Consider the following 13817-nt stretch of genomic DNA (forward strand, 5'->3'; position numbering starts at 1 on the left):
AAAGACTCCATTTTGTCCTGACTGTTTTTCATCTTAGAATAGAAAAAAACTATAGTGGAGAAGAATTTCTCCACTCTGATTTTTATAAAAAATTAATTTTTATTATTTATAGTAATACTTTACTAATTCATCCATCCTCTGATAGATTTGTTGTCCGATCGTATGTTTGGAAAATCGGGGGAATAAATCTTTCCTTGCTTTTTTACCCTTTTGCTTTGCTTCTTCTGGATGATTGTACACATGCCTCATCAAGTTTTTGAGATGATCCACACTTGGCTCAGCCCATTGATGGCCGTGAAAATGAGCCGGCATATTGTTTGGATCAACGGGAATTAACCCCTCTATATGAATGAAATAGCTGTTGTCTTCGTTCATATATGCTTGTTGGCCGCTCCATTTTGTACCGATGGTCGGCAGCTCCATGGCCATAGCTTCCATATACGGGCGGCCCCACCCTTCGCCCCGTGAAGGCAATACAAAACAATCAACTGCCGCATATAATCCAATCATTTCCTCTTGGGACAAAGTTTCTTGTATGATATGAACATGCGGTAATTTTGTTAAGCCAAGCTTTTTCGTTAAATCTTTTATTTTCAAATATGGATTTGTATTCGGTTCATTAATTTTTGACACCTTCAATATGAGGGCCACATCTTCATCTTCATTAAATTCCTCAAAATATGCCCGAAGCAGGATTTCCCATCCTTTTCGAATACTCCAATCAAATACGGACAAAAATTTAAAAGAGGCTGATTCTTTTAACGGGTATGGGGGCACATTGTGCGGATCATATTTGTTCTCATCTAATGGTGAAGGGATGATTTTTATTCGTTCAAGATTGACACCTGCCGAAGCAAACGTTTCTCGATTAAATTCAGATGGAACCCAAACTTCAGTCATTTCATTCAAAATGTCTACCCATGACGCAGGCAAAGAATCTGTTTCAAACATCGTTCTCGCGATCGAAATCGGCGCAATCGGAAACGAAAAGAAACTCGCGGGCGCCGCTTGATAATGAATCAAAGGTGATTGGATTTGTTGTTTCTGCAACGCTGACAAATACGTTTTCATGTCAGAAGGATACAAGTCAGGCGGCGGCACACGATCCATGGGGTGTATTTTCACCTGCAAAGGATATGGCCGGATTCCGTCCAAGAAATGTTTTTGTTCTTCGGCATAACCTGATGAATTGAATAACGGACTTTGCCACAAAATCTCGTAATTCGTACTTTGTATCCGTTTCTTCGTACGATCGATGCGTTCATCTATTTGTTTGAGGGCTTCTGCTGCAGCCGTATGATCACTTCCGAATTCAAGGGCCTTTCTATACGCTTTTTCAGCATGGAAGTCATTGCCCATGTCCAAATAACAGTTACCTAACTCATGAAATAATTCCGGCAATGATTTCGTTGAGCCTTTTATACACTTCTTAAGATAGAATATTTCATGAGAACGTAATGAAGGATTGATTGCTGCTGCTTTTTTAAATGCATCAAAGCCCGCTTGAAAATTTTGATTTTGAAAATAACAAATTCCGAGAAAACTCCAAACATCCGCTTGAAGGCTTTCAGACTCAGCGTCCATTACATTCGTAATAAAAAGAAGATGATGGATTGCGTTTGTATAATCGTTCATCTTCATATAAACAAGCGCTGTATTATAGCGAGTTTCCAAGGAATCCGGATATTCTGAAAGAATGTCAAGAAAGAGTTTGATTGCATCTTCGCATCGATTTGCGTGATAAAGCTGCTTACCGAAAAGCAAGCGAATATAAAAATCTCCTTTATATTTCAACCACTCTCACCTCTGGTTGAGATTTACTTTTTTCTATTCGTACAAGAAGGAAAGTATAAGGGGAGACTATTAGTCCCCCCCTCATATAAAAAATATTAAAATAATATTTCTTAAGGCAGCGGAGTGATCGCGATCAAATCAAGAATGTTTTCAAACTTGAATTGAAGCAGCATTTCTTTTTTGATAACGTCACGAAGAGTTCTTTGAACATTCGCATCAAGAGTGAGGAGATCGGATAACGAAACATCTGCTGGAGTAAAGGTGGTTCCTGTTGTTGGTAATGTTCCTAGAACGAATTGAAGCTTCTCTGCTTCAGCATTGATGATATGAGCTAAAGCCAGTTCCTCAAGGGCAATAGAAGCTAAAAGCAACGGAATAGTCTGCTCAGTCGTAACCGAAATGAGAGGGGTAATATTAGGAATATTAGCTTGGGACATCATTTTCACCTCTTTTATTAGTTTCAGTTGTAATATATTAGGCCGGGCTTCATAATGACTTACCTATTTTTCAATCTGAAGCACTTATTATACTTTTTCTTAAGATTTTGTTATGAATTAATAGATAATACACTAGTAATTAATGTTTCATTATCACAATCTTCCGGTAAGTCTCCAAAGATGTCGGGATGTTCTGCCGTCAACTTACGGAGAGCATCTACAGGGGAAACGAATGTTTGTGACAGGCTTGCAGCTTGTGCATAGGCTTTCGCAGCTTCCTCAATTTGCCCCAGCTTTTCGAGGCAGCACCCTTTATAGTACATCACTTGAAAGCTGCCTACTCCTTTTAAGGTTAGATGCTGTAAATTCTCTTCTCCCAATTCAAGGCAGTGTTCAAACACCTCCAAAGCTTCTTTGAACGAATCCTTGACATATAAAATCAAGCCTTTGTAAAAATGCAAATCTACATAATCCGGATAGAGGGAAACCGCTCTGTCGATACCGGGCCATGCTCCGTCAATGCTGCCAGAGCTGATTAATATCGAATACTTTAATCGATACAGCAGGGAAGGCGGTGTTTTTAACTGCTTCAGAAAACCCATTATGGCACGATTAACATAATCGAAGGCCTTGCTATATTTGTGTTTTGCAATTTAAAAATCCAGCGTTTTGCAAGATTTTTTTCCAGCACCTTGCTCTTCATTTTATAGGTTCATATAGGAATTTTTTAATCGATAACTTGGTCCGGTAAATGTAAGTAAATAACTGTGATGTACGAGTCTGTCAATTATTGCAGTTGTCATTCTCTCATCATGAAAAATACTGTTCCATTTGCTAAATTCAAGATTTGTTGTAATGATAATACTTCTCCTCTCATAACACGAGGCAACCACCTGGAAAAGAAGCTGCGCTCCTTCCCGGCTAACTGGAATATAGCCCCATTCATCACAAATTAAGAGATCCGCCTTTTCTAGCTGACTGATTGTTTTATGCAAGGTACCTGCCTGTTTTGATTCGATTAATTCATTCACCAATGCTGCAGTTCGATAAAACTTTACGACTTTTCCTTGATTACACGCTTCCACTCCAAGAGCCGTCGCCAGATGAGTTTTGCCCGTTCCAACACCTCCATACATTATTAGATTTTCTTTTCTATCAATGAATGCTGCCGTTCTTAATTCGTCTACCGAAAGCTTTGCAGGCAGTTCTATTCCTCCGAATTCATATCCTTCAAATGTCTTAAAGGTATCAAAGTTGGCCTGTTTTAATAACCGGTTTTTTCTAGTGATTTTTCGATGCTTTACCTCCAATGCAAGGAGCTCTGCCAGAAACTCTTCATGAGTTTCTGCTTGTATGCTCGAATAATGTTCTGCTATTCGGTTTCCGAGTTTCAGTTCTTTACAGTATGCTTCTATTTGGCTTCTCATTTGACACCACCGCCTAAAAGTTGATCATAACTGGTCCAATTTGCTTCAAAAACCTCTTCTTGTTTTAAATGTTCCGGAATCTGAATTTCTGGTAAATCCTCTAATTTCCCAGTTATTCGATACCAGGTGGTCAAAATGCTGTCTGTATCTGTTTGCCCCAGTTTTATACTCTCGACCAATGCCTGTGTTGCAGTTTCAATATCTCCTTCTTCCTTAATGATTTGGGACAGGAGCCGTAAGGCTTCTTTCTTTTTGCTTGTATATGATAAATAATCTTGCCATGGGTCCGGCAATTCGCGAAAAAACGGCATCTGTTCAAAAGATTTAGGTCTTCTGGCCATCAAATCCAAATAAGGTATCCATTTCATGGATTCTAAGTTCTCTCCGTACAACCTTTGGTGTTCGACCACCATATGGTATTCATCATCTAATACGATAATTGTTTCGTATGTAATTTTTAACCACACTTCCTGGGATGCGAGGGAAGGTGAGGTAGAATACCGGTTTTTTTCAAAGCGAACCTTGCCATATTTATCTGCTCTTGCTTTTATCAACCTGTGAACATCAAATGATGTTTTAGGTAATTCCCAAATGGGTTTCTTGTCTTCCTCAAACAATGTTGCGATTTGCTTTTCTTTTCGGTAATGTGGTCGTTTCATATCCTCCTCACAGCGAATAAGTAAGGATTGATTAAAGGCGTTCATATCTTTAATGATTGGGATGGGAACCAGGAAATTACGTCGATGATAGCCCACTTTATTTTCGACATGCCCCTTTTCGTGGCCGCTGTTAGGATTACAGAAAATAGGCTGAAAGTTATAATGGAGGGCAAATTTCTCGAACTGCGGTACTAGCTTGCGTTCCCCATTTTTGTAAATACTAATGACAGCTGCCGATAAATTATCAAACCAAATCTTTTTTGGAACGCCCCCAATATATTCAAATATCTGTTTTAACCCCTGAAGAAGACATTCTTGATTTTGGGCTGGCATCGCTTGCATAAAGCCAGCATTACTGTAAGGAAATGATAAATTTAAATAGTAACCTTCTTTTTCAACTCCTGCTGACTCGTCTTGATAAGTATAGCTCCCAAAGTCTACTTGCGCTGTTCCAGGAGAATGTTCAAGTGGCAAGTATCCTTCATTAGCGTCATAAAGCTCTTTCTTTTTTGTGGATACATAATATTGAACGGTCCGGTATGAAACATTAAAGTCATCCCCAAACATGGCTTTTAGGCGATGAAAAACACGGGCTCCAGTATGGCGTTGTTTCTTTGGAGCTTTCATGTCCTCTTGAAGCCACTGATCGATAAGAGGTTTATAAGGATCTAATTTTGATCCTTTAATTTTTTTCCGTTCCGAAGGAAGGGAATTATCATCCTCTTTATAGGCATATTTCTTAACAGTTTTAAAATCATGATTAGTCTCTCTGGCTATGGCTCGTAAAGAGAGCCCTTTATATTGATGCAAATACTTGATATGATGTTGTTGAATCATTGAAAGCATCCTTTCTTCCTCCTCTAACTGACATTTCACGCCAATTAGAAGGTTAGTAGAGAAGAGGGGTGCTGGCAATGATTTTTTTTTCTTACTGCAGGATTTTTATTTTGCAATTTGCGCCATTTCTATTTTGCAATAAACAGCTATATTGCTTTACACGATAATATTCACTTGCAATATGGTATTCGATCCATGGACTGTAATCTTTTTGTTCAAGCTCTTTTTCTAACATGCTGATATTTCGTTCAAACGTAAGCGTCAAATAATCCCCACCTAAAAAATAGATGGGGATTTCGTTATGATTTAGGTATTCTTTTTAAACACTCGACAAACTAAGGGGATGGTTGATGACCAAGGCATTAATTGATCCAAGGCATCTTTATCTTTGGTATCCATGTTTGGTAATTTCTCAAAGAGATAAGTGAGATAGGTAAATGGATTTAAGTTATTCTCTTTAGCTGTCTCAATCAAACTGTATATTGTCGCACTGGCCCTAGCGCCTCGGGTGGTATTGGCAAACAGCCAATTTTTCCGGCCAATGACAAATGGCTTGATCGAACGTTCGCTGCGGTTATTATCGATTTCTAAACGGCCATCTTTTAAAAAGCCCACTAATTTATCCCATTGGTTCAGGCAATATTGGATTGCTTGGCCTAGGGCGCTTTTTGGGAGAACTTTTGGTTGTTGAGTTTTAAGCCATGCTGAAAAAGCCTCCAGCACTGGCTGGCTGCGTTCCAAACGACTTTGATAGCGTTCTTCAGGGGTTGAATCCTTTAAGTCACGCTCTATCGCAAAAAGTCGGTTACAAAAATCGAGCCCTTCCTTGGCAGCTACCGGAGCTGGTTGCTTTGAAGCCGGCAGAGCCTTTAAGGCCTCATCAAACTTGCGCCTTGCATGCGCCCAACAACCGACCAGGGTTACATGAGGAAGCCCTTGATAACCCGAGTAGCCGTCCACATGAAGGTAGCCCTTGAAACCATTCAGAAACTTGCGAGGATGTTCCTTTCCCCGTGTCTGTTGGTAATCATAAAGAGTAATCGGCGGACCTTCTCTTCCTGTGCGATAAAGCCACATATACGAAGTGGATGTGGCCTTTCGGCCCGGTTCATGGAGCACCTGTAAAGTGGTTTCATCCGCATGGAGAATATCCTGTTTGAGTAAATGATCCTTCATCCGATCATAAATTAAACGCAGCCACTGATCTGCGCCATAGATCATCCAGTTCGCCATTGTCTGCCGGGATAAAGTAAACCCAAGTCGTTCAAACTGCTTTTCTTGTCGATAAAGAGGCAGCCCTTCCACATATTTTTGGCACATCACATACGCCATGCTTGAAGGGGAAGCTAAGCTGCCCGGATAGACAGGCTCCGGCATAGACGCTGTCACAATTGGGGTATTGATCTCCTCATGTTCACAACGGCGGCAGGCGTAGACATAACGGACATGCTTTACCACTTTTACTTCAGCCGGAATGACTTTGATTTCTTGACGCACTTCCGTGCTCATTTCATGTAAAGATCCACCGCAACACGAACAAACCTGCTCTTCTGCGGAAAGACGGTATTCAACCGTTTCCGTAGGCAGGTCTTCCAGCATCGATTCACGTTGACCACGTTTTTTACGACGACGGTAGGTAATGGTTTCAGAAGCAGGCTCCTCTAAAACGGAGGCTGCTTCTACCTCTGCTTCATTAAAGAGCGAAAGCTCTAATTGATCGGCATGTGTTTTTTCACTTGAAGAGCCAAATCGTCTTTTTTGGCTGAGGCGAAACTGCTCCTCATACCATTTCAGTTTCGCAGTAAGTTCAGCCACTTGCTTTTCAAGAGATTCACAACGCTTTTGAAAATATTCAGTTGGTTGGGTGAGTGTTTTCGTTGTCTTTTTCATACTTTATCTATTCGACAAATGATGATTCATTCCTTTTAAAAATGAGTGTGCAAATAAAAAATTTTAAAGAATATGTTTTTTAGATAACTGTCCTTGCGGTGACTTCAGGATGAGCCTGGCGCTGTTCAAGCGGAAGCCCATCAAGCAACCAACGAAGCTGGCGGCGGCTTATTTTTAGCGGTGCATCACTTTCTTCCGTTGGCCATTGAAATTTTCCTTGTTCTAAACGTCTATAATAGAGCCAGAAGCCGTTGTGCTCCCAATGAAGGATTTTCAGTTTATCCCGATTGCGATTGCAAAAGACAAAGTAGCTAGGCGAAAAGGGATCTAAATCGAAACCCTCTTTCACCAACGCAGCCAGGCCATCAATGGATTTGCGCAAGTCTGTGCTCCCTCGAGCGAGATAAACATTCGTGATCATGGTTTCGTTTAACATAGCGACCTCAACGTCCTTACGACATCCGCAAGGAAAGATGGGTCGAAGCCTGGTTTCACCTCTATGGATGCTTGCCCTATAGTAATCTGTATGGTGTTTTTTGATTCGCTATATTGTTCATCCATTGTGACTGAAACCCATTTAGATGACGGTGTTGAGATCCGATTCGTGTTTTCAATTTTTCTAAGCCAATATTTTAATTGATGAAGTTTCACATTATTGTCTGCACACCATTTGGATTGGGTCTGTCCACTATTCCTAAAATCGGCGATCCGAAGTTCCCATTCTTTTCGCAATTCTGCTTTTGACATCAAAAAACCTCCTCAAATATTGATTTGAGGAGATTATCTCAAAGTGTCATCTAGGTTAATAGGTGGGAACTATTTTACGGTTACGTTTCGGTTCGCCCTCGTCGCACTCTATATGAGTGCGTGGATTGAAATTTTTTTCTCCCGGTTGTCATTATGAAAGACATATACGTCGCACTCTATATGAGTGCGTGGATTGAAATAGCGCTTTCCGATGATTTGGAAAGAGCACAAACTGTCGCACTCTATATGAGTGCGTGGATTGAAATATTCGCTTCCGGATAAATGGAATCTAACAGGAACGTCGCACTCTATATGAGTGCGTGGATTGAAATCTTGCTCTGTCGCCAAAAATTACAACTGCACTCGGGTCGCACTCTATATGAGTGCGTGGATTGAAATGGTTATGATACCAATCGTATGTTACCTGGAGTTGTCGCACTCTATATGAGTGCGTGGATTGAAATTTTTATTCGGGCGTGAAAACGCTCTTGCTCAATCGTCGCACTCTATATGAGTGCGTGGATTGAAATTATCTCAAATCGATATAATTTAAAATTATCTCTAGTCGCACTCTATATGAGTGCGTGGATTGAAATTGTCTAATGGATGAGGTCGCTCCGTATTTAAACGTCGCACTCTATATGAGTGCGTGGATTGAAATCTTCGATGGATTAATTCCACAGTAAAAAAATAAGTCGCACTCTATATGAGTGCGTGGATTGAAATGTTTCCTGCGCCATTTTGTGCGACTGCTGCGTTTGTCGCACTCTATATGAGTGCGTGGATTGAAATCTGTGGGATGAATCCGAGCTGCAAGAAATAGTCCGTCGCACTCTATATGTGTGCGTGGATTGAAATCCCGTCTACTTGAAAAAGGTATCACTGAAACCAAGTCGCACTCTATATGAGTGCGTGGATTGAAATATCTTTCTCCCATTCTACAAAACTACCTTCCGCAGTCGCACTCTATATGAGTGCGTGGATTGAAATATCTACAAAAGCTAGTGAAGTATTGGGGAATGGGATGTCGCACTCTATATGAGTGCGTGGATTGAAATTCAACATTTTATTTTCACAACGCCAGAAATCACTAGCGTTGCACAAAAAACATAAGAAAAAGTCAAGAGTATAAAATTGGGATTATTTTAAATAATATCCCAAAAAATGTATGGTTTGAATATTCTGATTTTATATTTCTGAGTATTTAAGAAAAAAAGGATAAGGGGACCTATTTGAAGGTAGTCCTTATCCAGATTTTTACAAATAAATAGGGTCATATGTTAAATCATCTAAATGCTGTACATCTCCTTTTTCAAACTGTGCTAGGGTTTCAATGAAAATTTGTTCATGGTTAAGTGGCCTTCGTCCATATGATGATCGATCAGGTGTTTTAAATAGTTCTTTTATAAATTCGAAGAAGCTTTTTGACCAATATTCTTCTATAAATTCAAACATCTCAAGGAGCGTTCCCTGATAACTTACTTTTTTCTTCATCAATAAAGTTAAACAAAAAGTAATCATGGCTATGTAAATTTGGTTGAAAACAGCATTCGCGCTCTTTCCATAACATCTTTTAATGATTAAATGCTGCTTCATCCACTTGAAGAAAAGTTCAATTTGCCAGCGATTACGGTAAAGTTCACTAATTTCTTGTGCACTCATTTTTGCATCATTGATGATGATAGATAGGGTATTTCCTTGACTATCTTTCGTTTCTATCAGTCTAACGGGATATTTCATCCTTCCCAGTTTTACTATTGCTTCCCGAGAAATGTTTGACGACGGGTCAACGGGAAGTTCTTCAATGACATGGATGACAGTGTTTTCCTTGATACGAGTACAAAATCGAATATTATGACGGCAGTACTCATCGAACTTTTTAAAATCAAAGTAACCCCGGTCAAACACATGGAGCGCATCCTTATCGATTATCATTAAACCATCTAACTGTGTGACATCTGCTGGTCTAGCAGGAGTAATCATGATTTTGTCTGGGAAAGTTTCCCCTTCATGAAATACTACTCGAGTATGGATTTTAACTCCAGCTTTTGTATTTCGAAAATCAGCCCATCGATACTGGCTAAGGCATAAGGAGATGGTTGTTGAATCAATAAGATGGATTTTTCCTAGTAAATCATCGCCCTTTTCTTTTCCGAATTCCCGATAGATTTGTTCAACCAAGTGATGCAAAATAACTTCAAAAATCTCCGGGGGTAGATCGGAGAGTTTGCGAGAAAGTTGAGATTTACTAATACTTTTTAAGCCAAGTTCTTTCTGTAATTTCTTTTTGTTTTTCACCTTGAAACTGATTTTTTTTAGGCTATCAAGCTGCTTCAATTGGGCATATATAAAAAGTTTCGTAAATGTTAGGCTATCCAGCTTTTTCACATATTTATCAAGCTTCATCTGATCAATCATTTTTAAAAAAACTTTTTCATCCATTGGTTGGATGTATTCCTTAAATACTGTTTTTATGGTATTCTTGTCCATAGAGGTCTCCTTATAATTGGGATTTGGACAGGACTACCTACCTTCCACCTAATTATAAGGTTTTTTTATGCACTTTTGAACAAAAAATACCATTAATTACAAATTATTCAATAAAAATTTTATGGGAAAAGCCTTGACAAATTAAATTTTATTTAATGCAACGCTAGTGGCCAGAAATGAAGTCGCACTCTATATGAGTGCGTGGATTGAAATTTGTGGTTTCCCTTGCTGATAGCCTTCTACATCAAAGTCGCACTCTATATGAGTGCGTGGATTGAAATCGTATGAATGGTTCGTGATGAATTGCGACTTAGGTCGCACTCTATATGAGTGCGTGGATTGAAATACCACTAACAAAAGTACCATTATCCCTGTAACCCGTCGCACTCTATATGAGTGCGTGGATTGAAATTCTTTATCTAATCGTTTTGACAATGTTTCTTGCGTCGCACTCTATATGAGTGCGTGGATTGAAATCGAATTGCTGACCAATTTTACAAATTAGCCATAAGTCGCACTCTATATGTATAATGGACCCATAAAACTAGACACGAAATGAGGAGATGTTAAAGTAGGTTTATGAAAAGAAAACGATATACACCAGAGTTTAAATCCCAGATCGTGTGAATCGGCTACACTTAACTGGACAAAAAAATTAAGGTCAAGAAGACTAACCACCAAATCTGGGTATACTGCTAATCAAGCATAAGAGATCCCATACCAGCAACTTTACTAGGAGAGGCGGGTATGCTAGCCTGTTTGGCAAGCCAGATGTTTTCATCATCTGGTTTCCTGGCTGGGAAAGCATGCCCGTAGAGGCTCCTTGTCAAGTTGCGGTGTTTACCCTCTAAATCTGGAAGTCTACTTCATCTCATTCAGTTAATGGAGGTACGCCGATATGACGAGAGCTAGAAGAACATTTACTCCCGAATTTAAAGCTCAAATGGTCAAACTATATGAAAGTGGTAAGCCTAGAAAAGACATTATAAGTGAATACAATTTAACGCCTTCGGCATTAGACAAATGGGTGAAACAGAGCCAAACATCTGGTTCATTTAAAGAGAAGGACAACCGAACACCTGAAAAAGAAGAACTGATCAAGCTTCGTAAAGAAAATCAGCGTTTACTGATGGAGAATGATATTTTAAAGCAAGCTGCGCTGATATTAGGACGAAAGTAAATGTGATTAAAAATAATCGTCACAAATACTCGATATCAGCAATGTGCGACGTCCTACAACTCCCAAGAAGTACCTATTATTATGAAGCAAAAGAGCAATCTAAATCAGATGATGAACTTACTGTTACCATAATCGATATTTTTCATAAAAGCCGCCAGAACTATGGCACTCGTAAGATAAAACATGAGTTGAAAAAGCTCGATAAAATTGTATCTAGAAGACGTATTGGCCGAATCATGAAAGAAAATGGGCTAGTATCAAAATATACAGTTGCCCAGTTTAAGCCACATGTGGATAAATGTAATGAATCTAAAGTTGAAAATGTGTTGAATCGAGAATTTGATCAACAAAAGGAATTAACGGTTTTAGTCAGTGATTTAACATACGTAAGGGTCCAAAATAATTGGCATTACATATGTTTATTTGTTGATCTTTACAATCGAGAAATTGTTGGACATAGTGCCGATCCTAATAAAGATGCTGGACTAGTCTACAAAGCACTATCAACGATTAAAACTGATTTAAGACAAATTCAATTATTTCACACAGACCGAGGAAACGAGTTTAAAAACAAGACAATCGATGAAGCTTTAGAAACATTCGAGATTAATCGGTCGTTAAGCATGAAAGGTTGCCCATATGATAACGCAGTAGCCGAAGCCACATTTAAAATTATCAAGACAGAATTTGTAAAAGGAAAATATTTTGAAAGTTTAGAACAGTTAAAGTTGGAATTAGACGATTATGTTCATTGGTTTAATCATATAAGAATTCACGGATCACTGGGGTATTTAAGCCCAATTGAATACAAAATAGAACACCTTAAAAAAATTGTCTAGTCTAGTGTTGACATACCAGTGCTAGAGGTCCTAAAAGAAGAAAAAACTATGAGTGAAATTGCTTCCTCTCATGGAATCCATGTGAATCAGATCCGGCAATGGAGGAATGCATTTCTTGAACAAATGCCCCAGTTGTTTGCGAAAGAAAATAAGAAAGTAGATCAAATGAAGGCTGACTATGAACAACAAATTGAAAACCTTTATGCCGAAGTCGGTCGTTTAACCACGCAATTGTCGTGGCTTAAAAAAAATCTGGCCTTAAGGAGTAGGGCAGAACGTATTGACATGATTGATTGGGACGATGCAGAACTCCCTATTGCCACCCAGGCTTAATTGCTCGGACTCAATCGGTCCAGCTTGTATTATAAGCCTGTGGAGCTATCTCCTGAAGAAGTGTTCATCAAGCACCGAATTGATGAAATTTACACCAAGTATCCGTTTTTTGGCTCCCGGCGGATCACGGCCGTTCTGAATGAAAACGGGTTACACATTAACCGAAAGGCCGTTCAGCGCCATATGAGGGAGATGGGGATTGCCGGGATTTCACCTGGCCCCAACCTTAGTAAGCACAACCTGGAACACCGGATTTATCCCTATCTTCTTAGAGATCTCGACATCACTCACCCCAACCAGGTATGGGGGATTGATATCACTTACATCCGGCTTCAACGCGGTTGGATGTATCTCGTCGCCATTATTGACTGGTATTCCCGTTACGTCGTTAGTTGGGAGCTGGATCAGACGCTGGAAATCGATTTTGTCCTTGAAGCCGTCAAACGGGCGCTGTCGCACGCTCAACCTGAGATTATAAACAGTGATCAGGGTAGCCGCTTCACCAGCCCGAAATATACCGAGCTAGTACTGGATAAGAAAGTTCAAATCAGTATGGACGGCAAAGGTCGGGCTCTTGACAATATTATTACCGAGCGATTGTGGCGGACGATTAAATATGAAGAGGTCTACTTGAAGGAATACGAGAGTCCAAGAGAAGCAAGAAAAGAGATCAATAACTATCTCCATTTCTATAACCATGAACGCCCTCATCAATCATTAGGCTATAAACCACCTGCCTCTGTTTATGGCCTGTGAGTGATTCATCCTTTATAGAGGATCCTTCTCACGGGAGAACCTGTCAAGGATTCGGCAGAGCCCTCGCTTCGCTCGCCCTTGACAGAACCTCCCCTGAGAAGGAAAAATAAATGCAGGATGAATCACTCCAAAAAAATGTGTACTCCCACTTTATTGGCCTCAATGAGCACCCCAAGCTCTAGAATGCAGATATCCTTTTTGGTTTCTGCCCCACCTTAAAAAAATAAAATTAGTGTCTTGATGATGGGGTCCACCATAATGGTGCGTGGATTGAAATAACTCATGCATTATTCAAACGAGCCAATGAAGAAAGTCGCACTCTATATGAGTGCGTGGAACAAGCTACATTGCAAAAGGTCGCTGAAAAGCCATTTGAATGGGAAGACATTCAAATGCCTCCGGGATTTGTTTATTGCAAAATAAAAGTG

General features: G+C 39.7%; 11 protein-coding genes, 1 pseudogene and 2 CRISPR repeat arrays. Of the genes and pseudogenes, 2 read left to right on the forward strand and 10 right to left on the reverse strand.

Annotated features, from left to right (window positions below; translation table 11 throughout):
- Window positions 1-102: 102 nt before the first annotated feature.
- The 10 genes from C0966_RS04920 to C0966_RS04965 all read right to left on the reverse strand — a co-directional run bounded on the left by C0966_RS04920 (window position 103) and on the right by C0966_RS04965 (window position 10281).
- Entirely contained in the window at window positions 103-1794 is a 1692-nt protein-coding gene (locus C0966_RS04920) for a glycosyltransferase (protein WP_274854077.1), read from the reverse strand.
- Window positions 1795-1904: 110 nt separating this feature from the next.
- Complete coding sequence (locus tag C0966_RS04925) at window positions 1905-2231, reverse strand: hypothetical protein (protein ID WP_274854078.1); 327 nt, start codon at window positions 2229-2231, stop codon at window positions 1905-1907.
- 110 nt (window positions 2232-2341) lie between these two features.
- Window positions 2342-2833: a tetratricopeptide repeat protein gene (locus tag C0966_RS04930; protein ID WP_274854079.1), complete on the reverse strand. Its 492-nt coding sequence runs from the start codon at window positions 2831-2833 to the stop codon at window positions 2342-2344.
- A gap of 102 nt (window positions 2834-2935) precedes the next feature.
- Window positions 2936-3658 (reverse strand): IS21-like element helper ATPase IstB, encoded by a 723-nt coding sequence (istB, locus tag C0966_RS04935; RefSeq protein WP_274854080.1) that lies wholly within the window; start codon window positions 3656-3658, stop codon window positions 2936-2938.
- Window positions 3655-5163 carry an IS21 family transposase gene (gene istA, locus C0966_RS04940; RefSeq protein WP_274854081.1) on the reverse strand — a complete coding sequence of 503 codons (1509 nt, stop codon included), beginning with the start codon at window positions 5161-5163 and terminating at the stop codon, window positions 3655-3657. Before istA ends, istB begins: the two co-directional genes overlap by 4 nt.
- 82 nt (window positions 5164-5245) lie before the next feature.
- Complete coding sequence (locus C0966_RS04945) at window positions 5246-5419, reverse strand: hypothetical protein (RefSeq protein WP_274854082.1); 174 nt, start codon at window positions 5417-5419, stop codon at window positions 5246-5248.
- A gap of 41 nt (window positions 5420-5460) precedes the next feature.
- The gene (gene tnpC, locus C0966_RS04950) at window positions 5461-7044 is read right to left on the reverse strand and encodes an IS66 family transposase (RefSeq protein WP_274854033.1); all 1584 of its coding nucleotides are present in this window, start codon (window positions 7042-7044) and stop codon (window positions 5461-5463) included.
- A 79-nt stretch (window positions 7045-7123) separates the two neighbouring features.
- The gene (gene tnpB / locus C0966_RS04955) at window positions 7124-7480 is read right to left on the reverse strand and encodes an IS66 family insertion sequence element accessory protein TnpB (RefSeq protein WP_274854034.1); all 357 of its coding nucleotides are present in this window, start codon (window positions 7478-7480) and stop codon (window positions 7124-7126) included.
- Entirely contained in the window at window positions 7474-7791 is a 318-nt protein-coding gene (tnpA, locus tag C0966_RS04960; RefSeq protein WP_274854035.1) for an IS66 family insertion sequence element accessory protein TnpA, read from the reverse strand. Before tnpA ends, tnpB begins: the two co-directional genes overlap by 7 nt.
- A gap of 100 nt (window positions 7792-7891) precedes the next feature.
- Window positions 7892-8849: direct repeats of the CRISPR family, unit length 32 nt; unit sequence GTCGCACTCTATATGAGTGCGTGGATTGAAAT.
- A gap of 199 nt (window positions 8850-9048) precedes the next feature.
- On the reverse strand, window positions 9049-10281 hold the full coding sequence (locus C0966_RS04965; protein ID WP_274853102.1) for an IS4 family transposase: 1233 nt from the start codon (window positions 10279-10281) through the stop codon (window positions 9049-9051).
- A gap of 181 nt (window positions 10282-10462) precedes the next feature.
- A CRISPR array of direct repeats spans window positions 10463-10758; the repeat unit is 32 nt; unit sequence GTCGCACTCTATATGAGTGCGTGGATTGAAAT.
- A gap of 421 nt (window positions 10759-11179) precedes the next feature.
- On the opposite strand from C0966_RS04965, the gene C0966_RS04970 reads away from it, so the two are divergent.
- A protein-coding gene (locus C0966_RS04970; protein WP_274854083.1) for an IS3 family transposase occupies window positions 11180-12300 on the forward strand; the annotation gives its coding sequence in 2 pieces (ribosomal slippage) (window positions 11180-11426 and window positions 11426-12300; 1122 coding nt in all).
- Window positions 12301-12312: 12 nt separating this feature from the next.
- Window positions 12313-13389 (forward strand): annotated as a pseudogene (locus C0966_RS04975) (IS3 family transposase).
- Window positions 13390-13817: the final 428 nt, after the last annotated feature.

Origin of the sequence: Bacillus methanolicus (genome assembly GCF_028888695.1) — a bacterium.
Taxonomy (GTDB): Bacteria; Bacillota; Bacilli; order Bacillales; family Cytobacillaceae; genus Bacillus_Z; species Bacillus_Z methanolicus_B.